General features: G+C 72.0%; 15 protein-coding genes, 1 tRNA gene, 1 other RNA gene and 1 pseudogene. 9 read left to right on the top strand and 9 right to left on the bottom strand.

Annotated features, from left to right (window positions below):
• Window positions 1-17 precede the first annotated feature (17 nt).
• Window positions 18-2,075 (top strand): copper resistance protein CopC, encoded by a 2,058-nt coding sequence (locus tag P8T65_RS24035; protein ID WP_316727299.1) that lies wholly within the window; start codon window positions 18-20, stop codon window positions 2,073-2,075.
• Between the two features lie 89 nt (window positions 2,076-2,164).
• On the opposite strand, the gene P8T65_RS24040 is transcribed toward P8T65_RS24035, so the two are convergent.
• Together P8T65_RS24040 and P8T65_RS24045 are read right to left on the bottom strand one after the other, a co-directional pair.
• A complete protein-coding gene (locus tag P8T65_RS24040) occupies window positions 2,165-3,193 on the bottom strand; it encodes a DUF72 domain-containing protein (RefSeq protein WP_316727300.1) in 1,029 nt (342 codons plus the stop codon).
• 99 nt (window positions 3,194-3,292) lie between these two features.
• On the bottom strand, window positions 3,293-4,273 hold the full coding sequence (locus P8T65_RS24045) for a TauD/TfdA family dioxygenase (RefSeq protein ID WP_316727302.1): 981 nt from the start codon (window positions 4,271-4,273) through the stop codon (window positions 3,293-3,295).
• A gap of 206 nt (window positions 4,274-4,479) precedes the next feature.
• On the opposite strand from P8T65_RS24045, the gene P8T65_RS24050 reads away from it, so the two are divergent.
• On the top strand, window positions 4,480-5,409 hold the full coding sequence (locus P8T65_RS24050; protein ID WP_316727303.1) for an NAD(P)-dependent oxidoreductase: 930 nt from the start codon (window positions 4,480-4,482) through the stop codon (window positions 5,407-5,409).
• Window positions 5,410-5,495: 86 nt separating this feature from the next.
• On the opposite strand, the gene P8T65_RS24055 is transcribed toward P8T65_RS24050, so the two are convergent.
• Together P8T65_RS24055 and P8T65_RS24060 are read right to left on the bottom strand one after the other, a co-directional pair.
• Entirely contained in the window at window positions 5,496-6,863 is a 1,368-nt protein-coding gene (locus P8T65_RS24055; RefSeq protein WP_316727304.1) for a cation:proton antiporter, read from the bottom strand.
• Between the two features lie 7 nt (window positions 6,864-6,870).
• Complete coding sequence (locus P8T65_RS24060) at window positions 6,871-7,356, bottom strand: TrkA C-terminal domain-containing protein (RefSeq protein WP_316727305.1); 486 nt, start codon at window positions 7,354-7,356, stop codon at window positions 6,871-6,873.
• A 350-nt stretch (window positions 7,357-7,706) separates the two neighbouring features.
• On the opposite strand from P8T65_RS24060, the gene P8T65_RS24065 reads away from it, so the two are divergent.
• The 3 genes from P8T65_RS24065 to gap all read left to right on the top strand — a co-directional run bounded on the left by P8T65_RS24065 (window position 7,707) and on the right by gap (window position 10,413).
• The gene (locus P8T65_RS24065; protein ID WP_316731692.1) at window positions 7,707-8,150 is read left to right on the top strand and encodes a hypothetical protein; all 444 of its coding nucleotides are present in this window, start codon (window positions 7,707-7,709) and stop codon (window positions 8,148-8,150) included.
• Between the two features lie 110 nt (window positions 8,151-8,260).
• Window positions 8,261-9,220: a helix-turn-helix domain-containing protein gene (locus tag P8T65_RS24070; protein ID WP_316727306.1), complete on the top strand. Its 960-nt coding sequence runs from the start codon at window positions 8,261-8,263 to the stop codon at window positions 9,218-9,220.
• Window positions 9,221-9,360: 140 nt separating this feature from the next.
• Window positions 9,361-10,413, top strand: a complete 1,053-nt coding sequence (gene gap, locus P8T65_RS24075) for a type I glyceraldehyde-3-phosphate dehydrogenase (protein WP_316727307.1) — start codon at window positions 9,361-9,363, stop codon at window positions 10,411-10,413.
• A gap of 334 nt (window positions 10,414-10,747) precedes the next feature.
• Here gap and P8T65_RS24080 read toward each other — a convergent pair whose 3' ends face one another.
• The 3 genes from P8T65_RS24080 to P8T65_RS24090 all read right to left on the bottom strand — a co-directional run bounded on the left by P8T65_RS24080 (window position 10,748) and on the right by P8T65_RS24090 (window position 14,466).
• Complete coding sequence (locus P8T65_RS24080; protein ID WP_316727308.1) at window positions 10,748-12,169, bottom strand: ATP-binding protein; 1,422 nt, start codon at window positions 12,167-12,169, stop codon at window positions 10,748-10,750.
• Between the two features lie 255 nt (window positions 12,170-12,424).
• Entirely contained in the window at window positions 12,425-13,741 is a 1,317-nt protein-coding gene (locus P8T65_RS24085; RefSeq protein WP_316727309.1) for a helicase-associated domain-containing protein, read from the bottom strand.
• Complete coding sequence (locus P8T65_RS24090; RefSeq protein ID WP_316727310.1) at window positions 13,738-14,466, bottom strand: hypothetical protein; 729 nt, start codon at window positions 14,464-14,466, stop codon at window positions 13,738-13,740. Before P8T65_RS24090 ends, P8T65_RS24085 begins: the two co-directional genes overlap by 4 nt.
• Before the next feature lie 229 nt (window positions 14,467-14,695).
• Here P8T65_RS24090 and P8T65_RS24095 point away from each other — a divergent pair, with 229 nt between their 5' ends.
• Window positions 14,696-17,032: a 2OG-Fe(II) oxygenase gene (locus tag P8T65_RS24095; RefSeq protein WP_316727311.1), complete on the top strand. Its 2,337-nt coding sequence runs from the start codon at window positions 14,696-14,698 to the stop codon at window positions 17,030-17,032.
• A 4-nt stretch (window positions 17,033-17,036) separates the two neighbouring features.
• Here P8T65_RS24095 and P8T65_RS24100 read toward each other — a convergent pair.
• Both P8T65_RS24100 and P8T65_RS24105 read right to left on the bottom strand, forming a co-directional pair.
• A pseudogene (locus P8T65_RS24100) lies at window positions 17,037-17,217 on the bottom strand (IS110 family transposase); the annotation flags it as partial.
• A 292-nt stretch (window positions 17,218-17,509) separates the two neighbouring features.
• A tRNA-Ser gene (locus P8T65_RS24105) sits at window positions 17,510-17,594 on the bottom strand.
• Window positions 17,595-17,713: 119 nt separating this feature from the next.
• On the opposite strand from P8T65_RS24105, the gene ffs reads away from it, so the two are divergent.
• The 3 genes from ffs to purD all read left to right on the top strand — a co-directional run bounded on the left by ffs (window position 17,714) and on the right by purD (window position 21,773).
• Window positions 17,714-17,810: signal recognition particle sRNA small type (ffs, locus tag P8T65_RS24110), an RNA gene on the top strand.
• A gap of 45 nt (window positions 17,811-17,855) precedes the next feature.
• On the top strand, window positions 17,856-20,390 hold the full coding sequence (locus P8T65_RS24115) for a DNA polymerase III subunit gamma and tau (protein ID WP_316727312.1): 2,535 nt from the start codon (window positions 17,856-17,858) through the stop codon (window positions 20,388-20,390).
• A gap of 129 nt (window positions 20,391-20,519) precedes the next feature.
• Window positions 20,520-21,773 (top strand): phosphoribosylamine--glycine ligase, encoded by a 1,254-nt coding sequence (purD, locus tag P8T65_RS24120; RefSeq protein ID WP_316727313.1) that lies wholly within the window; start codon window positions 20,520-20,522, stop codon window positions 21,771-21,773.
• The last annotated feature ends 161 nt before the right edge of the window (window positions 21,774-21,934 follow it).

The following is a 21,934-nucleotide window of genomic DNA, read 5'->3' on the forward strand; positions in this document are numbered from 1 at the left end:
GAGGGGTTCAGCGCCTGGTGCTGCTGGGCACCGTGCTGGTCCTGTTCCTCCTCGGCGGGGCGGGTACCGCGTCCGCGCACGCCGCCCTCAAGGGAAGCGATCCCGTCGACGGCAGCGTCCTCGACGCCGCTCCCCGGGACATCACCCTCCGCTTCACCGAGTCGGTAAGCCTCCTGGAGGACTCCCTCCGCGTCGTCGACCCGGAGAACCGGGCGGTCGACACGGGCAAGCCGGGGCGCGCGGGCGGCCGGGCCGACACGGCTCGGGTCACCCTCCCCACCGGCCTCGGCGACGGCACGTACACGATCGCCTGGCGGGTGGTCTCCGCCGACAGCCACCCCATCTCGGGCGCCCTGATCTTCTCCATCGGCGAGCCCTCCGCGACCGCCGCGGCCCTCCCCGCCGACCTCACCGAGAACCCGCTCACCTCGTCCCTCTACGACATCACCCGCTACTTCGCGTACGGCGCCCTCGCCCTGCTCATCGGCGTGACCTTCTTCCTGGCGGTCGTGCTCGGCGGGCCGAGCGAGGCGCTGCGCAAGCTGCTGCTGTCCGGCTGGCTGGCCCTGCTGCTGGCCTCGGCGGCCCTGCTGCTGCTCCGTGGACCGTACGAGCGGGGCAGCGGGATCGGGGCCGCGCTCGACCTCTCCCTGCTGCGCGACACGCTGGTCAGCCGGCCGGGACTCGCGCTGCTGGCCCGGCTCGGCCTGCTCGCGGTGGCCGCCTTCCTCCTCGTACGCGTACGTCGTCAGGGGGACCGGCAGGAGTGGGGGAAGGGCGCGCTCGTCTGCGGTGCGCTGCTCTGCGTCGGTCTCGCCGGGACCTGGGCGGCCGCGGAGCATGCCTCCGCCGGTATCCAGGTGCCGGTCGCGATGACCTCCTCCGTGCTGCATCTGCTCGCGATGGCCGTCTGGTTGGGCGGGCTGACCGCACTGCTGACCGTCCTGTACCGCGCGCCGAGGACGCTGACGGCCGCCGTGGTCCACCGGTTCTCCCGGCTCGCCTTCGCCTCGGTGGTCGTCCTGGTCGTCACCGGCGTCTACCAGTCCTGGCGCGGCCTCGGCTCCTGGTCCGCCTTCACCTCCACGGCGTACGGGGAGGTCCTCGTCGCCAAGCTGGTCGCGGTGCTGCTTCTGCTGGCGGCGGCGGGGTTCTCACGGCGCTGGACGGGCCGGGTGGGGGCGGCCGAAGAGCGGGAGCAGGGAGAGGTTCGTGAGCGGGGTGAGGCCCGTGAGCAGGGAGAAGTGCGTGAGTCGGGCGAGGTTCCTGAGCAGACTGGCGCGGCCGTGCCGGCGGCGGTCTCGGCGGCTGTGGCGGTCTCGGCGGCGGTGAAGGTGACGGCGGGGGTGTCCGAGCGGGTGCCTGAGCGGGTGCCCGAGCGGGTCGGAGCCGGCGAGGCGGCCGACGCTGCCGACCGGGCTTCGGGTGGTGCGGGCGATCAGGGGGAGGGCGAGGGCTCGTCGAATGAGGCGAGGCCGGTGAGTGCGGCGAACTCTTCCGACACGTCGGTCTCCTCCGGCTCCTCCACCCCCACCTCCTCCGGCTCCTCCACCTCACCGTCGCCCGAGGATTCCCCCGGCGATCTGCCCCGCCAGGGGCTCAGGCGTTCCGTGCTCGCGGAGTTCACCGTCGCGGTCGTCGTGCTGGTCATCACCACCGTGTTGACGGGGACCCTGCCGGGGCGGGCGGCGGCGGAGATCGCCGACGAGAGGGCGGGGCAGGCGGCCGGCGGGGTCACGGCCTCCTCGTCGACGGTCCCCTTCGACGTCGGCACCCCGAACGGCCACGGCAAGGTCCAGATCGACCTCGGTCCGGGGCGGGTGGGCAAGAACTCCGTGCAGGCCGTGGTCTTCGGCCCCGACGACGGCATCGCCACCGTTCCGGAACTGCGTCTCACGTTCACCCTGAAGTCCCAGAAGATCGGCCCGATCGACGCGAAGCTCACCGACCGCGGCGGCTACTGGGCTACGGACACCCTCCAACTCCCCCTGCCCGGCAAGTGGACGATGAAGCTCACGGTCCGCACGACGGACATCGACCAGGTCACGGTGGAGAAGTCGGTACGGGTGAGCTAGGACCTGACCGGTGGGCTCTCCATGGCCCCTCCGTGGCCCCTCGGCGGCCTGTCCCGCCGCGCTCGGTGGCCTTTCCGGTGGCGGAGGGGTCACGTCGTGTCCAGCACCCGGCGCATCGTCTCCGCCGCCCTGACGGCCGCGTCGGCGCAGCAGTTGTTGAAGAGGACGTGCAGTTCGGCGACCTGTTCGGCGGCCCCCCGCAACCGGGGTGCCCACGCGCGCAGTTCGGCCTCGGAGTACGCGTACCGGAAGCGGTCCTCCTTGCTGCCGGTGCCCCAGGCCGGGCTGCGGCCGTGGAACCGTACGACGGCGAGGTCCCGGGAGGTGACGGGGACGAAGGGCGGCACGGAGGACTCCAGGCCCTGGGCCATGTCGACCCCCACGGCGACGAAGCCGAGCCGGGCGAGTAACGCCGCCGTACGGTCGGCCTGTTCGCCCTGCCACCACGCCGGGTGCCGGAACTCGACCGAGACGGGCCAGCCGGCCGTACGCTGCGCACACTCCTCCAGCGTCTGTTCCGGAGTCCTCTCGGCGAGCCTCCCGGAAGCCTCCACCGATGTGGTCCCGGAAGCCCGGACCGGCGTGGTCCCGGAAGCCCGCGCAGACGCGCTCCGAGAAGTCTTCACCGACGTGCTGAGGGCAGCGGCCCTCCTCGCCCCATGCCCGTTCGCCCCCTCCGGCCCTCGGCCCGGCGCGAACCACGGCGGGAACTGGAACAGCACCGCTCCCAGCTTCCCCGCCGCCCGCAACGGCTCGATGGCGTGGGCGAACCGCTCCCAGACCCGGTCCAGTACGGCGCCGGGGGCCCCGCGGCGCGGCTCGGCCCCCGGGGACTCCCGCAGGTCCGCGGGGAGGGCCACCGGGCGGGTCGGGTGGCCGGTGAGAAGGGAGAACGCCTTGACGTCGAAACGGAATTCGGGCGGGGTCCGCTCGGCCCACAGCAGGCTGTTGCGACGGCTGGGCAGGGCGTAATACCCGGAATCCATCTCGACGACCGGGAACTGCTCGGCGTAGTAACGGAGTCGGGGCTCGGGGTCGCGATGGCCGCGTGGGTACCAGCCGCTGGCCAGCAGCGCGCGGTCGGTCCAGGAGCAGGTTCCGACGAGTACATCACCCATGCGGTGCCGGTTACCCGAAATCCGGTCCTGACCACGCCCCGACCGACGACCGCGCGGAACGGGCCGACTCGCCTGCGGCGGGCCACGCGGCCTCCGTCGCTACTCGCTCCGGTCGTGCAGCGGTGCGCCGCAGAGGGACGTGGACGGGGTGCCGTCCACGCCGACCGGCGGGTCCCCGGCGACCATGACCCGGTGCATGATGCGCGGGAAGTCCAGGTGGGCGGTGTCGTTGGGGGCGAGGTGGACGGTGGCGCGGTTGTCCCAGAGGGCCACTGACCCCGGTTCCCAGCGGAAGCGGACCGTGTATTCGGGGCGGGTGATCTGCTCGACGAACAGTTCGAGGAGCAGCCGGCTCTCGGCCCGGGTGACGTCGACGATGTTCTCGACGTAGTACGGGTTGACGTAGAGGATCCGTTCGCCGGTCTCGGGATGGACGCGCACGACCGGGTGGACGGACGCGACCTGGTGGTCCTGGAGGTGGCGGAGATAGGGGTCCGGGCCGGAACGGGCGAGGTAGCCGACGCCGAGCCGGTGCTCGGCGCGCAGCCCGTCGGCGAACCGGCGTACCGGCTCGGACAGGCCCGCGTAGGCGGTCGCGAGGTTCGACCAGGTGGTGTCACCGCCGTACGGGGGCACGCGTTCGGCGCGGAGCAGGGTCAGCGCGGGCGGGTCGATGCGCGCGGTGTGGTCGGCGTGCCAGCCCCGGAGGGTCGAGTGGCGGCGGCGCTCCAGCCATTCGGCCTGGTCCATGCCGTGCTTGCGGCCCAGTTCCTGACGGTCGGCGGTGGTCTCGATCTCGGGGTGCCCGACGGGGGAGACCGAGCCCCGCGACCGCAGCCGGATCGGCTCCCCGAAGCGGCGCGCGAACGCGATCTGCGCGGCGTGGTCCAGCCGCTGCCCCCGGAAGAACACGACCTTCCAGCGGAGCAGCGCCGCGCGGATGCCGGCGACCGTCTCGTCGTCGAGCGGGGCGGCGAGGTCGACGCCGTGGATGGCGGCGCCGATGTACCCGGAGGCCGGTCGTACGTCCAGACCGCCGCCGGTGGGCCCCGTCGAGGACCTGTTCGTGTCGATGCTCACGTGGCCCGGTCTTCCCACGCCACCGCCCGCGCATGCGGCCCGGCCGCGAGCTGACCTGATCCCTCAACCCGTCGGGTTCTGACGTCCCTCGCGTTCAGGTATCCGCCGTGTCCGTCAAGTGACTCCCACCCGGTGTCGTAGCGGCCTCCATCCCGCCCCGAGCTGCGAAACTGCCAACGCACTGTACGCGGCAGGAAGTTGGCGTCATGACTGACAAGCTCACCGTAAGCGTCCTGGGTACCGGCATCATGGGGGCCGCGATGGCCCGCAACCTGGTCCGCGCCGGTCACACCGTACGGGTGTGGAACCGCACCCCGCAGAAGGCCGAGGCCCTCGCCGCGGACGGTGCGCAGGTCGCCGGAACCCCGGCGGAGGCCGTACGCGGTGCCGACGTGGTGCTCACCGTGCTGTACGACGGGGCAGCTGCCAGGGACGTGATGCGGGAGGCGGGGTCCGCGCTGAGCCCCGGCACGGCCTGGGTCCAGTCCACCACCGCCGGACTGGAGGCCGTCGCCGAACTGGCCGCACTGGCCGACGAACACGGACTGCTCTTCTACGACGCCCCGGTCCTCGGCACACGGCAGCCGGCCGAGGCGGGGCAGCTGACGGTGCTGGCGGCGGGGCCGGTCGCGGGCCGGGAGACGGTGACCCCGGTGTTCGACGCCGTTGGCGCGCGTACGGTCTGGACCGGCGAGGACGGCGCGGCGGGCACCGCGACCCGGCTCAAACTGGTGGCCAACAGCTGGGTGCTGGCCGCCACCAACGCGGCCGGAGAGGTCCTCGCCCTGTCCAAGGCCCTGGATGTCGACCCGCACTCCTTCTTCGCGATCATCGAGGGCGGCCCGCTCGACATGGGCTATCTGCGCGCCAAGTCCGCGCTGATCCTCGACGGTGGCCTGTCCCCGGCGTCCTTCGCGGTCTCGACCGCCGCCAAGGACGCCCGCCTGATCGTCGAGGCCGGGGAGCGGTACGGCGTACGCCTCGACGTGGCCGCCGCCGGCGCCGAACGCCTGGCTCGCGCCGCCGCACAGGGCCACGCGGACGAGGACATGGCGGCCGCGTACTTCGCGAGCTTCGCGGAGGGAGAGAACGAGGGGGAGGGCGAAGGCGAGGGAACAGGTGCTTCCGCAGGGTGACGTGGCTGACGCTCCCGCCTCCGGCACCGGAACTCACGCGGGCCGGGCCGGGCCGGGCATGCCCTCCTGCCTCAGCCCGCGCGCGGTCACCTGTCGGCCGACACCCCGTCACCCAGTTCGGCCGACACCCCGTCACCTGGTGCGGCCGACGGGCGATCACCTGGCCCGGCCGATGCTGGTTCACCTGGCCCGGTCGGCAGTCCTTCCGCCGCGGCCGGCCCGCGCCCACCCCATCGGTCGGTGACCCACATCGCCACCGGCTCCGTCCACCGGGCGGTCAGCGGGCCGACGATCACCAGGATGAGGACGTACGCCGTGGCCAGCGGGCCGAGGGACGGTTCGATGCCGGCGGTGACGGCGAGCCCGGCGATGACGATCGAGAACTCGCCGCGCGCGACGAGCGTGCCGCCCGCCCGCCACCGCCCCTTGGTGGAGATACCGGCCCGGCGCGTGGCCCAGTACCCGGTGGCGATCTTCGTGACGGCGGTGACGAGGGCGAGGGCGAGCGCGGGCAGCAGTACCGGCGGGATGCTGGCGGGGTCGGTGTGCAGCCCGAAGAAGACGAAGAACACGGCGGCGAACAGGTCCCGCAGCGGCGCCAGCAGACTGTGCGCGCCCTCGGCGACCTCACCGGAGAGCGCGATGCCCACCAGGAACGCGCCCACCGCCGCCGACACCTGCAACTGCTGCGCGAGCCCGGCGACGACGAGCGTCACCCCCAGCACGACGAGCAGCAGTTTCTCGGGATCGTCGCTGGAGACGAACCGCGAGATGTGCCGGCCGTAGCGCACGGCCACCACCAGCACGAGCCCGGCGGTACCGAGCGCGATGGCCAGGGTCGCGCTGCCCGCCACGAGCCCTGCCCCGGCCAGGAGCGCGGTGAGGATGGGGAGGTAGACGGCCATGGAGAGGTCTTCGAGGACCAGGATGCTGAGGATGACGGGGGTTTCGCGGTTGCCGAGGCGTCCTAGGTCGCCGAGGACCTTGGCGATGACGCCGGAGGAGGAGATCCAGGTGACGCCGGCGAGGACGACGGCGGCGACGGGTCCCCAGCCGAGCAGGAGTGCCATGGCGGCGCCGGGCAGGGCGTTGAGGGCGGCGTCGACGAGTCCGGCGGGGTACTGGGTCTTGAGGTTGGAGACGAGGTCGCTGGCGGTGTATTCCAGGCCGAGCATGAGCAGCAGCAGGATCACGCCGATCTCGGCGCCGATCGCCACGAACTCCTCGCTGGTCCCGAGCGGCAGCAACCCGCCCTTCCCGAAGGCGAGTCCGGCCAGCAGATACAACGGGATCGGCGAGAGCCGGAACCGCCCGGCGAACCGTCCCAGCAGCCCGAGCCCGAGGATGATCGCGCCGAACTCGATCAGGAAGACGGCGGAGGAGTGCCCGGAGGACGACGACTGGGCGAGAAGGAGTGCGGCGGGCTGATCGGTGACGTGGACAGAGAGGTGCATGAGGGGCTCACGTCCGCCCGAGTATCGCGGCGGCGGTGTCCACACCCTCCCGGGTGCCGATCACGATGAGCGTGTCACCGCCGGCCAGCCGGAAGTCCGGCGTCGGCGACGGAATCGCCTCGGCCCGCCGCAGTACGGCCACGATCGACGCGCCCGTCTCGGTCCGCATTCGGGTGTCGCCCAGGACCCGCCCGTTCCAGTGTGAGGTCGACGCCAGTTCGATCCGCTCCGCGACGAGCCCCAACTCCGTGGTGGACAGCAGGCTCGGGCTGTGGTGGTCCGGCGCCAGCGCGTCGACGAGGGCGGTCGCCTCGCCCGAGGTGAGCCGTACCGACAGCGCACACGCGTCCGGATCGTCCTGCCGGTACGCGCTCAACGTCCGCGCACCGTCCCGATGAGCGACCACCGACATCCGTCGCTGCTCCCTGGTCGTGAGGTCGTAACGGACACCGATCCCCGGCAACGGCGTACTGCTGAGGCGCGGAGCACCCACGGCTGGCCTCCTGTCTGATTCGGATATGTCATCGGACAACCGACGGTGCCACCCTAACGAGACCCCGAGAACCGGCCTCCGGCCGCCAGGTCGGCCCTCCGATGGAACAATCCCCCTTCACCCCCGGGACCGGCCCACCCACCCGGTTGCGAGGGTTGACCGAAAGGAACCAGCACCATGACCCCCACGGGTGTCCCCACACCCCGCACAGCGGGCACCCCGACGGCACACGCCACGGCCCCTCGGACCGCCACCCCACGACCGGCTCACGCGAGAAGCCGGACGAGGGGCCCCCACACCGCGCGGACACCCTCCTCTGCCAAAGCTCTCCAGACCCCCGGAGCGTGCCCGTGATCCAGTGGGTGTCCCTGGGGAGCGGCCCGCGCCCCGTCCCCCGACCCGTGGCGACCCCTTTGGTGTGGGCGACGGCCTTCGGGGGCGCGATGGCGCTGGTGGCCCTCCTGAACGCACTGGTCGGCACGGACCGCCCCGGCCTCGCCCTGGCGGCCCTGTCCCTGCTCGCCGCACTGCTCGGCGGCTGCGCCCGCTTCATCGCGGCCCCCGGTACGGCCGCCCTGTGCTGGCTCTTCCTCAACGGCTTCGCCATCCCACCCGCAGGTGTCCTGACCTGGGCCAACCCCCGCGACACCTTTTGGCTGGTCTGCCTCCTCACCGCCGCCCTCACTGGCACGACCCTGGCCCGCCTCCTCCAGGCCCGCGCCGCCTACCGCCGCCTCACCACGGCACACGCCCCACCCACCCTTGAGCCGCCGGACTGGCCGCACACCCACTGACCATGACCGCGACGCCCGCGACGGCGACCGCGACAACATTCCCTGGTGGACAACATTCCCTGGTGCGCGGGACGTAGGGACCGGCCCCCCGCTCCTCGTACCCTGTCCCCGTGCCGTCGTCCCCCCGCCTGCACCGCGTCGCCGTCCTGGTGCTCGTGGGTGCGAAGCCGCTCGATGTCGGCATCCCCGCGCAGGTGTTCACGACCCGCGCGAGCATGCCGTACGAGGTGCGCGTGTGCGGGGCGACCCCCGGTCTCGTGACCGGCGGCGACGGCCTGTCGTACTACGTCGCCCACGGCCTCGACGCGCTCGCCTGGGCCGACATCGTCTTCATCCCCGGGTACCGGTTCCCGGACCGCGACGACCCGCCGCGGGCCGTCGTAGAGGCGCTGATCGAAGCCCACACCCGCGGCACGCGGCTCGCCGCCATCTCGACGGGCGCCTTCGCGCTCGCCGCGACGGGCCTGCTCGACGGCAGACGCGCCACGACGCACTGGCACTACGCACGGGCGCTGGCGGCGAAGCATCCGCTGGTCCGGGTCGACGAGAACGTGCTGTTCGTCGACGAGGGCAGCGTGCTGACATCGGCGGGCGCCGCCTCGGGCATCGACCTGTGCCTGCACATCTTGCGCGGCGACCTCGGAGTGGCCGCGTCGAACCACGCGGCCCGGCGCCTGGTCGCGGCCCCGTACCGCAGCGGCGGCCAGGCGCAGTACGTACCGCGCAGCGTGCCCGAGCCGCTCGGGGAGCGGTTCGCCGCCACCCGTGAATGGGCGCTGCACCGGCTCGGTGAGCCCCTGACCCTGGACATTCTCGCCGGGCACGCGGCGGTCTCGCCACGCACGTTCTCGCGGCGCTTCGTCGAGGACACGGGGTACACGCCGATGCAGTGGGTCATGCGGGCCCGTATCGACGTGGCGCGTGAACTGCTGGAGCGCTCGCAGCGGAGCGTGGAGCAGATCGCCGCCGACGTCGGGTTGGGCACGGGCGCGAATCTGCGGCTGCACTTCCAGCGGGTCCTGGGCACCACACCGAGCGAGTACCGGCGCACCTTCACCCAGGGCGAGTAGCCCGCCCGCCACCATGTGGCGCGATCCGCCGCCCCGCGGCCACGTGGCGCGATCCTTGTGAACCGTGGCGATCACGCCGCTGTCCCGCCGGTGTGCCGCGCGCGACGCTGGAGGCGAATCGAAGGGACAGGACACCACTCATGACTCGCATCGCGATCAACGGATTCGGCCGCATCGGACGCAACGTGCTGCGCGCACTGCTCGAACGCGACAGCACCAGCGGCAACGGCAAGGGCAGCGGCAAGGGCAGTGACCGCGCTCTCGACGGCGATCTCGAAATCGTCGCCGTCAACGACCTCACGGAGCCCGCCACCCTCGCCAGGCTTCTCGCCTACGACAGCACGGCCGGCCGTCTCGGGCGCCCGGTGACCGTCGACGGGAACACGCTGGTCGTCGACGGCCGCCGGATCACGGTGCTGGCCGAGCGTGAGCCCGCGCAGCTGCCGTGGGGCGAACTCGGCGTCGACATCGTCCTGGAAGCCACCGGCCGCTTCACCTCGGCGAAGGCAGCCCGGGCCCACCTCGACGCGGGCGCGAGGAAGGTGCTCGTCAGCGCACCCTCCGACGGCGCGGACGTCACGCTCGCGTACGGCGTCAACACCGACGCGTACGACCCGGACGTGCACACGATCGTCTCGAACGCGTCGTGCACGACCAACGCGCTCGCGCCGCTGGCCGCGGTCCTCGACGAACTCGCCGGCATCGAGCACGGCTTCATGACGACGGTGCACGCCTACACGCAGGAGCAGAACCTCCAGGACGGCCCGCACCGCGACGCCCGCCGCGCCCGCGCCGCCGCCGTCAACATCGTGCCGACCACGACGGGCGCCGCCAAGGCGATCGGCCTGGTCCTGCCGAACCTGGACGGCAAGCTGTCCGGCGACTCGATCCGGGTCCCGGTCCCGGTCGGCTCGATCGTGGAACTCAACACGACCGTGGCCCGGGACGTGACGCGTGACGAGGTCCTGGCGGCGTACCGCGCGGCGGCGGAGGGCCCGCTCGCCGGCGTCCTCGAGTACTCGGAAGACCCGCTGGTCTCCGCCGACATCACGGGCAACCCGGCTTCGTCGATCTTCGACTCGGCCCTCACCCGCGTCGACGGCCGCCACATCAAGGTGGTCGCCTGGTACGACAACGAGTGGGGCTTCTCGAACCGAGTCATAGACACCCTCACCCTCCTGGCCACCCCCTGACGACACCCGACCCCGAGAACGCGTGATGTGACCCCAGACACGTCACCCACCCGCTGTGGACAAAAGCCAGGACAACGAAGGCTGAGACACGTCGAAGGGCCCCACCGCGAACGGTGGGGCCCTTCGACATCGTGCCCGGTGAGGCACTGGCGGAGGATACGAGATTCGAACTCGTGAGGGGTTGCCCCCAACACGCTTTCCAAATGTTCGTCTGGGGGTTCGGGATTGATCAGCGGCGTCCTGACCTGCGACGGAATGCGGCTGAGGGCAGGCGGTGGACGGTGCTGAACGGCAGTGAATGCAACCAGAACTGCAACTAGAGATCAGTTCCTGCTCACACTCTGCGCCAAGCGCTGAGCAGTTCCTCAGGGCCGTACACCGCCTGAAGGCCGGAACAACCGATCCCGCTGCGGGAGACCGCCACGAGCGGTACCGGCTCGTCGGTGATCGCTGCCCGGTGCTTCTGCAGCGCGGCCAGGTCGTGGCTGTCGAACGGGGAGTTCTCCAGCCACTTGACCGAGCCGAGAAAGACCAACTGCTTGGCCACCGGCTGTCGGTCGGCGCCCACCAAGTCGATTTCGACGTCGTTGCTGCGGGTCCAGTACCCGCCGATCGCCGGGGCAGCCGGCAGGAGCCCGTCCGGCAGGAGGCGGGCGAGGGATTCCCGGACCAGGGGCTCGATCGCGCGGCCGCGCCAGCTCGTCCACTGCTCCTTGATCCGGCTCAATGTGAGATCTCCCCGCATCCGCTCGATCTCCGCCATGTGCGGATCCAGAAACGCGAGCCAGAACCGCAGGTAGGGGTCGGCCACGCGGTAGCGGCGTTCCTTCGACGGCCGCAGTGAGAGCGGCAGCTCGGCGGCTACGACCCGTTTCTCGGTCAGGACGTCAGTGGCTCGGGTGAGAGTCGTGTGGGCGATGCCGCCGGCCGCGCGCGCGATGTTGGTGAAGGTCCGCTCCCCGGATCCGATGGCCCGCAGCACCTCCCTGCTCATCGCCTGTGGTGGGAACTCCGCGGCCAGAGAGCGCTCGGCGGAGACCAGCAGTGCCGAGATCGGGTTGTCCAGCGAGTCGCGGAGAAACTCCCAGACATCCGCTCCCGTCCGCCACTCGGCGCAGATCAGGGGGAGACCCCCCGTGATCAGGGCGGCGTCGAACGCGGCCGCCGGAGACAGGCCGAGCATCTCGCCGATGTCGGCCGGGTTCAGGGGCCCCACGACCATTTCCCGGCCCCGCTGGTGAAAGGGGCGGTCGTAGCTGTTCAGCGCCTCCATCATCGACAGATCGGACCCGACCAGGAGGAGAAGCGCCGGCTTGCGGCTGAGCAGGCGGTCCCATGCCCGCTGGAGCATGCCCTCGAAGGCGTCGATGCGGTCCATGAGATAGGGAACTTCGTCGATGACGATCACGCTCGGGCTGTCGTCGGGAAGGATCTCCGCAAGCAGCCTGAACGCCGCGTTCCACTGTTCTGGAGCCTCCTCCGTGAACAGTTCCCGTCCCGGGAGGGTGGATCTGGCGACGGCGTCGAGCAGTTCCGTCAGCTCGTCCTCCGCGGTGCCGCCCGCCGCGGTGAAGAAGAGGTACGGCACCTCGGTGCGCCGAAGGAACTCTTCGACGAGGCTGGACTTGCCGACCCGCCGTCTTCCCCGCATGAGGACGCACTGCCCCGGTTTCGCCGTCCCGACGGCATCGTGAACCACCTGCAAGGCGTTGCCGAGCACGTTCAGCTCGCGGTCCCGCCCGATGAAGCGATGCATGGCAAGCCTCCCGATGGCAATAGTATCGGCAGGGATACTATCTCCATCGATACCATCTATCTCCTTATCGGTGCAGTTCGCTCATGACGCTGTGGATGCGGGAGAGAGTGAAGACGCGCTCGGCGTCCCGACGATGGCATCAGGCTCCGAGGCAGGGCAGGTCGAGCACGAGGCGGCTAAGGCTGCGTACGGGCCGGTTGCCGGAGGCGGCGATGTACTCGACCGTGATGGCCGCACTGGTGGCGATGGCGTGTGTCAGCCGACGGGGTAGCCCTGGGCGAGGGCGGACTTGCGGAAGGCGGAGAGCTTGTCGAGGGGGATGGCGAGGTGTCGTTCGCCGAGACGGGTGCAGTGGGTACGGGTGCGGCGGTCGGTGGCGAGGAGGGCCGCGACGGCGGGGTCCGCGCACTCGACGAGGTGCACCGGCCCGGTGTCACGGATCTGGCCGACGCGGCGGGCGGCGTCGTCCAGCGGGGAGGTGACCGTCTGCGGGAGCGGAGCGGCGCCGGCCTCCAGATGGTGACGGAGTTCGGCGAGGTCGCGGCCCGAGCCGACGGCGGCGAGCAGCGAGGCGGAGGTCAGGGCCCACACGCGGTCGCCGGTGCGCTCGGCGAAGGCGTCGAGGAGGAGGGTCTCGGCGAGGGTGAGTCCGTCGAGGGCCACCACGTCGTGGTTGGGGAGCACCTTCAGACCGCCGGAACCCTTCGGGACGGTGTCGGCCGGTGCGGGGGCGGGGAGGTAGGTGGCGGCCTGCCCGGTGGCGTAGGCGCCGAGCGGGTTGAGGCGGAGGGCGAGGAGGCCGTCGTAGCGGCTGATGCAGTCGGTCCAGTCGGCGCCCCAGTTGTCGCGGTAGTCGTCGCGGGCGCCCACTGGCGGCCGGTAGTCCACATCGATCAGGCCGAGGACGGCGGCGTACTCGAAGAGCACGGCGAGGGTGTAGCGGCCCTGGAGGAGTTCCCAGTTGTGGAACCCGTCGTAGCCGAGGCTGCCGTACTCGGGGTCCTCCAGGTAGAGCTTCCACAGGGCGCGCTCGGTGCGGGCGATCCCGGGATCGTGACCAGCCTTGCGCATGGTGCGGAAGAGTGTGTCGACATCGGTCCACTCACCGGATGCGCAGGCGGCCAGGGCCTTGCCGACCTGGGCCCGGCGCGGCTTGACGGCGGTGAGGACGTTCGCCGCGCGTTGGCCCTTGATCGCCTCGACGCGGGAGAACTCGTCGATCACACCGTGGCTGAGCCAGCGCCGCCACAGCAGGGCGAGCGTGTCGTGGGCCGGTTTGGTCAGCGCCGCCCTGCCGCGTGCGGTCAGTGCGAGTTTGCCGGAAGCGAGTTCGGCGAGTCCGCCGGCCTGGAGCAGCAGCGGCCAGGCGAAGGACGCGATCGGTTCCTCGGCGTAGAAGTCGCCGCTGCTGAGCGCTTCCGCGACCGTCCTGACCGTCGCCGCGGACGGGCGGAGTGTCTTCTCGCTGCAGCGCAGTCGGCCCACCGCGCACAACTGGAGCACCGCCCGCAGATTGGCCTGTGCCTCGTGCTCGGTCGTGCGCACCTGACGCTCGTCGTGGTCGCCGGTCACAGCGGCCCCGCACCCACGACGTAGTCGTAGTTCCCGGCGCCGCAGGTGCGCTCCAGCGTCCGTACGATCTTCCGGGCGTCGTCGCGTGGGCCGTTGATGTAGAGCGGCTTGCCCTGGCGGCCGAAGCCGACCTGCGGGGCCGCCGGGCCGGGCTCACCGAGGTGTACGGAGACCTGCGCGAAGTCCGGCGCGGGCTCGAAGCCGAGGGCGCGCGCGTAGGCCACCCCACCGTGCACGATGCTCTGCGCCTGCTCCAGGCCGATCCGCAGCGGAGGTCGGTCGAACGCCCGGTAGTAGTCGCGTACGTAGGCGTCCAGTGATCCTCCGCCCATCACCTGCGGGCCGACGGTGTCCTTGACGCCGAGGCAGTAGACGTCGACGAGGAACCCGCAGACGGTGACCCGGCTGGCCCGCTCCTGGCGGGCGATCAGGACCTGGGCGAAACCGGCGACCCCGGGATCCCCAGCGACCTCGTCGTCCGCGCGCGCCCAGTCGGGGGCCGCGGACAGCTCCAGGTCCGTGCTCCAGCCGGCGCTCACCCAGCAGCCCACCACCGGGCGCGCGGCCGGTGCGGCCGTGCTCTGCTGTTCGTGGGCCACCTGGCGCACCAGCGCGCCGGCCCGGGCCGGCTTCAGCCCGAGGGCCCGTGCGATCTGCTTCGGTCCGCTCCCCTTCTCCCGCAGCGACCGTACCTGGGACAGAAGTTGAGCATCGTCGTCGTTCACGGGGCCATTGTTCCGCAGCGCCGGGGCGCTAGGTGCGGGAGTCGGCTGTTCCCGTTGTCCCCGGATGGGGGACGTACGTGGGCACGCAGGTCCGAGCCGGCGTATCCCGACCCCGTCCGTCCGTGCAGGGCAAGGCGTTCCCGTACGGGTGAGACGGCCACCCGCGGTTCCGATGCTCCATAGAGTCGGGGCGAGGCGGCACGGCCGTGGGAACAGGGAGGACGGAGTGATGGCCAAGAGCGCGAGGGAGCGGCTGGGCGTGCTCCTCGGCGGTGCGAAGGCGACGGAGTTCAGCGCCCGGCTCGACGCACCGGCGGACGGCGTCCGCCTTGAGGTGGCCGGGGTCGGACCGGTGCGTCTGCCGCTGCGCGCGCCGCAGGTGAAGAAGCTGATCGCGGTGGCTCGTCCGGCACTGTTCGGCCGGGGGGAGGCCACCCTGAGCGACAGCAGTGTGCGCGACACCTGGCAGATCCCGCCGGACCAGGTCACGCTGGGCGGCCCGGCCTGGCCGACACTGCTCGACGGCGCGCTGGAGTACTTCCGGGACGAACTCGGGTTCCCCGCGTCGGCCAGGCTGAGGGCCGAGCCGCACGCGCTCCTCGTATACGGCAAGGGGCAGTTCTTCCTCCCCCACCAGGACTCGGAGAAGGACGACGCCATGGTGGGCACGCTGGTGCTGTCGCTGCCCTCGGCCCACACCGGCGGCGAGCTGGTCATCGGGCACGCCGGGCAGAGCCGGACCTACCGTGCGTCGAGGACGGAGCTGGGCCTGGTGGCCTTCTACGCCGACTGCCCGCACAAGGTGACACCGGTCAGGACCGGCTACCGGGTGACCCTCACGCTCAACCTGCTGGCCGAGCGGGCCGCCCCGGAGCAGGAGTCCGGCCCGCTCGACGACCTGGCGCACTGCCTGGAACAGCACTTCGACACACCGGCCAGGCCGCGCTACGGCGGCCCGTACTCCGATCCGCCCCGTCGTCTCGTCTACCTGCTCGATCACGAGTACACGCAGCGGGGTCTCGGCTGGGGCCGGCTCAAGGGCGCCGACGCGGAGCGTGCCGCGCTGCTGCGCGCCGCGGCGGCCCAGGCGGGGTGCGAGACGGTACTCGCCCTCGCAGAGGTGAAGGAGACCTGGGACGCCACTCCGGCCGGATACGACCCCTGGGACGACTACGGCTACGACGAGGAGGAGGACGGAGAGGAAGAGGGGGAGGAAGCAGCCGCGGTCGACGGCGCGGGTGCCGACGAGGACTACGAGCTGGGCGAGCTGATCGACGACGAGATCACCCTCGGCTGGTGGACCGGTCCGGACGGCGCCGACGGCGAGGAGATCTCGCTCTACGTCCGCGACTACGAGAGCTGCGCCAGTACCCCGAGTACGGACCTGAAGCCCTATGACTCCCAGTACGAGGGCTACATGGGCAACTACGGCAACACACTGGACCGCTGGTACCGGCGGGCCGCGGTCGTGGTGTGGCCACGGGAGCGGGCCTTCGCGGCGCGCGGCGAGGCCGGATCACGGTGGGCACTGGAGGAACTGCAGGCCCGTATCACCACGGGTGACCGGGACGGCGCACGTGCCGCGGCCGAGTCCCTCGCGCCGTTCTGGAAGGGCAGTGGTGTACAGCCCGGGCAGCTGGGGAGCGCGCTGCGGGTGGCCGAGGGCCTTCGGGCGCCCGGGACCGCCGCGATGCTCCTTGAGCCGTTCCGGATCGACGCGCTCACTCCGGAACACGCGGACGACCTGGCCGCGGTGGCGAAGCGGTACGGCGTCCCGTGGCTGGGCCAGGTCACCGAGGGCTGGTTCGGCGCGCGGAACCGCTTCGAGGAACACCGGTACGACTGGACCGAGCGGCTTCCCCAGCTGTGCGCGGCGCTGTGCTCCGCCCGGAGTCCGGCGGTGGCCCAGCTGCTGTTGACCGGCGCCTGGACCCAGGTGGACGGTGAGCTGCGGCTGTGGGCCGCAACCGGGCCGGCCGAGATCCGCCGCGCGCGGTTGGACCGGCTGAGCCTGCCGCTGCTGCGCATCCTGGAAGCGGCTGATGCTCAGCTGCGCGGCCGGATCATGGCGGCGTTGCGTTCCTGCCAGGACACGGTCCTGGAGTGCCTGCTGCCGATGCTGCGTCACGCGGCGCGGGAACAGACGGAGGGCGAGCTTCGGTCGGCGGGGCTCGGAGCGGTGGCGCGGGAGTGCGGGGACCGGCTCGGCGCGCTCGCGCGACGGGCGCCGCGCGCCGCGGACGACTGGTCGGTGGCGTGGACCGGGTGCGGCTGTGAATTGTGCGGCGGCCTGGGCGAGTTTCTCGGCTCCCGGTCGCGGCGGACGCTGGAGTGGCCGCTGGCGAAGGACGGGCGGCGGCACGTGCACAGCAGGATCGACACGGCCGAGCTGCCCGTAAGCCATGTGACCAGGAGGCAGGGACGCCCGTACACGCTGGTGCTGACGAAGACCGAGGAGCTGTTCACGCGCGAGCGGGCGACCCGCCGTCAGGCCGGAGCTGACCTGGCCTGGCTGGCCTCGACATGGGACCTTTCCGGCGAGGCCGGAGTCGACACGAGGCTGTGACACGAGACACGAGACACGAGACACGAGACACGGGCGCGACGCCGGCGAAGGCCGCAAGGAACTCCCCGCCCAGGGTGGCGCCGATGCCGGGGACGCCCTGGACTGTCAGCGAGTTCGTGTTCGCGAAACCGGCCTTCGACGAGTTCGTCCAAATCGGCGATCTGCTCGTTGAGGGCCATCACGTCCCTGACCGGGGCCGGCGACCGCCGCGTTGTCTGCCCCGCTGAGGATCGTCAGTTGATCGTGTCGGTCCTGACCGTCGGCAATCGCCGGGACGTCCACAGCCAAGTTCCATAGGACCTCTGCAGCGCAAGTCGGTGCCGACCGCCTGCCGGGAGTCGCGGGACGTACGCCTGCCTGTCGGTTGATATGTTCCGAATGTCGCCTATAAATGCAACCAGAACTGCAACCAACGTACAACGAGGAGCCGAGCCGCAATTGCGGCTCGGCTCCTCGTTTCGCCTGGTCAGGCGACTGCGGAGGATACGAGATTCGAACTCGTGAGGGGTTGCCCCCAACACGCTTTCCAAGCGTGCGCCCTAGGCCTCTAGGCGAATCCTCCGCCGGAAACATTACATGACGGCGGAGGGTGCTTGCGAACTCGTTCGACGGCCGGTGATCAAGGTGGGAGCGAGGGGTGGGGAGGCGGGTCGGTGGTCCCCGGGGATCGGGTAGGCTGGGGTCAGCCCCTCACGCGGCGCTATCTGACTGAACTCCCCCAGGGCCGGAAGGCAGCAAGGGTAGGTTGGCTCTGGCGGGTGCGTGAGGGGTCTTCGCCGTCTCGGGCGCCGGGTTGTCAGTGGGCGCCTATAACCTCGTAAGCGTGTCGTCTCTCGCGCTGTACCGCCGATATCGCCCGGAGTCGTTCGCCGAGGTCATCGGGCAGGAGCATGTCACCGACCCGCTGCAGCAGGCGTTGCGAAACAACCGGGTCAATCACGCGTACCTGTTCAGTGGGCCGCGCGGGTGCGGGAAGACGACCAGCGCGCGCATCCTGGCCCGCTGTCTGAACTGCGAGCAGGGCCCCACCCCCACGCCGTGCGGTGAGTGCCAGTCCTGCCAGGACCTCGCCCGCAACGGACCGGGGTCGATCGACGTCATCGAGATCGACGCCGCCTCGCACGGTGGCGTGGACGACGCCCGTGAGCTGCGGGAGAAAGCCTTCTTCGGACCCGCGAGCAGCCGGTACAAGATCTACATCATCGACGAGGCCCACATGGTCACGTCGGCCGGTTTCAACGCGCTGCTGAAGGTCGTCGAGGAGCCGCCGGAGCACCTCAAGTTCATCTTCGCGACCACCGAGCCCGAGAAGGTCATCGGGACCATCCGGTCGCGCACCCACCACTATCCGTTCCGGCTCGTCCCGCCCGGCACGCTCCGCGAGTACCTCGGCGAGGTCTGCGGCAAGGAGAAGATCCCGGTCGAGGAGGGTGTCCTCCCCCTGGTCGTGCGCGCCGGAGCCGGCTCCGTGCGTGACTCGATGTCCGTCATGGACCAACTCCTGGCGGGCGCGACGGACGAGGGCGTGACCTACGCCATGGCCACATCGCTGCTCGGCTACACGGACGGGTCGTTGCTCGACTCGGTCGTCGAGGCCTTCGCCGCCGGGGACGGGGCCGCGGCCTTCGAGGTCGTCGACCACGTCATCGAGGGTGGCAACGATCCGCGGCGGTTCGTCGCCGACCTGCTGGAGCGGCTGCGGGACCTGGTGATCCTCGCCGCCGTGCCGGACGCCATCGACAAGGGCCTCATCGACGCTCCGGCCGAGGTCCTGGAGCGGATGCGGGCCCAGGCCGGCGTCTTCGGCGCCGCCGAGCTCAGCCGCGCCGCCGACCTCGTCAACGAGGGCCTCACCGAGATGCGCGGCGCCAACTCGCCCCGCCTCCAGCTCGAACTGATCTGCGCCCGGGTACTCCTCCCCGCCACCTACGGCGACGAACGGTCCGTCATGGCCCGCCTGGACCGCCTGGAACGAGGGGTGAACTTCTCCGGCGGCGGCTCGGCGCCGGCCATGGGTTACCTGCCCGGGCCCGCCGCGCACGGGGGAGCGGCCCAGCCCATGGGCATGGCTGCGCATCCGCAGGCCCCCTCGGCTCCGCACGGCGCCCAGGCTCCGGCTGCCGCGCAGGTTCCGCCGGGCGGTGGGCCCGCGGCGGCTCGGGCCGCGGTTCGCGGTGCGGGGGCCGGGTCCACTCCCGGCTCCGGTCACGGCGGCGGAGCACAGGGCGCGCAGGGTCCCGGCGCCGGCCACGGCCCCGTTCCCGGCTCGGGTTCGAATTCGGGTTCGGACGGGTACGGCTCCGGCGGCGCCGCCGGAGCACCGGCAGCCGGCCCGGCCGGGAACGGCCCGGCCGCACCCCACGAGGGTGCGCCCGTCGCCCCGGCCGCCGCCGCGGGCGGTACCCCTGCCGGGCCCCCCACCACTCCCGCGCACGCCCAGCCGAGCGCGGGTTCCCCACCCCCCGCCCACCCCAACGCGACGGGCGCACCCGGTGGCGCCGCTCCCGGCTCCTGGCCCACCCCGGCCGCCGCGGGCAGCGGCCGCCGACCCGGCGGATGGCCGACCGCCGCGCCCGCCGGTGGCGGCTCCGCGCCCGGCGCCCAGTCCGCGCCCACCCCCGGCCCGGCCGCACCCGCACCCGCGCCCCCGGCGTACGCCCAGCCCGCTCCTCCCGCGGCGAGCCCGACCCCGGCCACTTCCTACAACCCGGCCCCCGGCGGACCCGACCCCCGCACCCTCTGGCCCAACATCCTGGAGACGGTGAAGAACCGCCGCCGCTTCACCTGGATCCTCCTCAGCCAGAACGCCCACGTGGCCGGCTTCGACGGCACCACCCTGCAGATCGGCTTCGTCAACGCGGGCGCCCGCGACAACTTCGCGAGCAGCGGCAGCGAGGACGTCCTGCGCGCGGCCCTGGCCGAGCAGTTCAACGTGCACTGGAAGATCGAGGCCGTCATCGACACCTCGGGCGGCTCGGCCCCAGCGGCCACCCCCGGCGGATACGGCGCTCCCGCCCCGGCCGCAGGCGGTTACGGAGGCGGCGGCTACGGCGGTGGCGCGGGCGCCGGTGGCTACGGCGGCTCCCCGGCCCCGTCCTCCCGCCCCGGCCCGCCCCAGGCGTCGGCCCCCTCCTCCCGCCCGGCATCCCCTGGTACGGCCGCGCCCCACCAGTCGGCCCCGGCCGCTCAGCCCGTCGCCCCCGTGGCGCCCCCGGCTCCCGAGCCCCCGCCCGTCTCCCCCGAGGACGACATCCCCGAGGACGACGATCCCGACCTCGACGAGACAGCCCTCTCCGGCCACGACCTGATCGTGCGCGAGCTGGGCGCGACGGTGATCGAGGAGATCGCGAACGAATAGTGAAACGAATAGCGAAACAAGTAGCGAGGGGGCGCCTCGCCACGAGTCGTACGATCCGACAAGCCCTCGCCGTCCCACCTTTCGGAAGCCCCCACAAAGCCCCCCGCCCCCTCCGGCTAGGCTGACCCCGTGAAGGTCCTCGTCATTGGTACCGGTGCTCGTGAGCACGCGCTGTGCCGTTCGCTGTCCCTCGACCCCGATGTCACCGCACTCCACTGTGCCCCCGGCAACGCGGGCACCGCGGAGGTGGCCGAGTCGCACTCGGTCGACGCGCTGGACGGCGCCGCCGTGGCCGCGCTGGCCACGCGGCTGGAGGCCGACCTGGTCGTCGTGGGCCCGGAGGCCCCGCTGGTCGCGGGTGTCGCCGACGCCGTGCGCGAGGCGGGCATCCCGGTGTTCGGTCCGTCCGGCGAGGCCGCGCAGCTGGAGGGCTCCAAGGCCTTCGCCAAGGAGGTCATGGCAGGGGCCGGCGTACCCACCGCCCGGTCGTACGTCTGTACGACGGCCGAGGAGATCGACGAGGCGCTGGACGCCTTCGGCGCGCCGTACGTCGTGAAGGACGACGGGCTCGCGGCCGGCAAGGGCGTCGTCGTGACGGCGGACCTCACCCAGGCCCGCGAGCACGCGCTCGCCTGCGGCCGGGTCGTCATCGAGGAGTTCCTGGACGGCCCCGAGGTCTCCCTCTTCGCGATCACCGACGGCGTGACCGTCGTCCCCCTCCAGCCCGCGCAGGACTTCAAGCGCGCGCTCGACGGCGACGAGGGCCCCAACACCGGCGGCATGGGCGCGTACTCGCCGCTCCCGTGGGCCGATCCGAAGCTGGTCGACGAGGTTCTGGAGACCGTGCTCCAGCCGACCGTCGACGAGATGCGGCGCCGTGGCACCCCGTTCTCCGGCCTGCTCTACGCGGGGCTGGCGATCACCAGTCGAGGCGTACGGGTGATCGAGTTCAACGCCCGGTTCGGGGACCCGGAGACCCAGGTCGTCCTCGCCCGTCTCAAGACCCCGCTGGCCGGTGTCCTGCTCGCCGCCGCCAACGGCACCCTCGGCGACATCGAACCCCTGCGGTGGAGCGCCGACGCGGCCGTCACCGTGGTCGTGGCCTCGCACAACTACCCCGGCACGCCGCGCACCGGTGACCCCATCACCGGCCTCGACGAGGTCGCCGCGGTGGACGCCCCGCACGCGTACGTCCTGCACGCCGGCACCAAGCGCGCCGGTGACGACGTCGTCAGCGCCGGCGGTCGCGTCCTCTCCGTCACGGCCACCGGCAAGGACCTCACCCAGGCCCGCGACCGCGCCTACACCGCCGTGGCCCGCATCGGCCTGGAGGGCTCCCAGCACCGCTCGGACATTGCGGCGAAGGCAGCGGCCGAGGCGTGACCGGCCGAGCCGTCACAGGCCGAGCCGTCACAGGCTGAGCCGGTCACAGGCTGAGCCGGTCACAGGCTGAGCCGGTCACAGGCTGAGCCGGTCACTGGCTTGAAGGGCGCGCCTGCGACTTGCGCCGCTCCCCCCGCACACACAACCGAACACATCCGCCC

The sequence above is a fragment of the Streptomyces sp. 11x1 genome (genome assembly GCF_032598905.1).
In the GTDB taxonomy this organism is placed as follows: domain Bacteria; phylum Actinomycetota; class Actinomycetes; order Streptomycetales; family Streptomycetaceae; genus Streptomyces.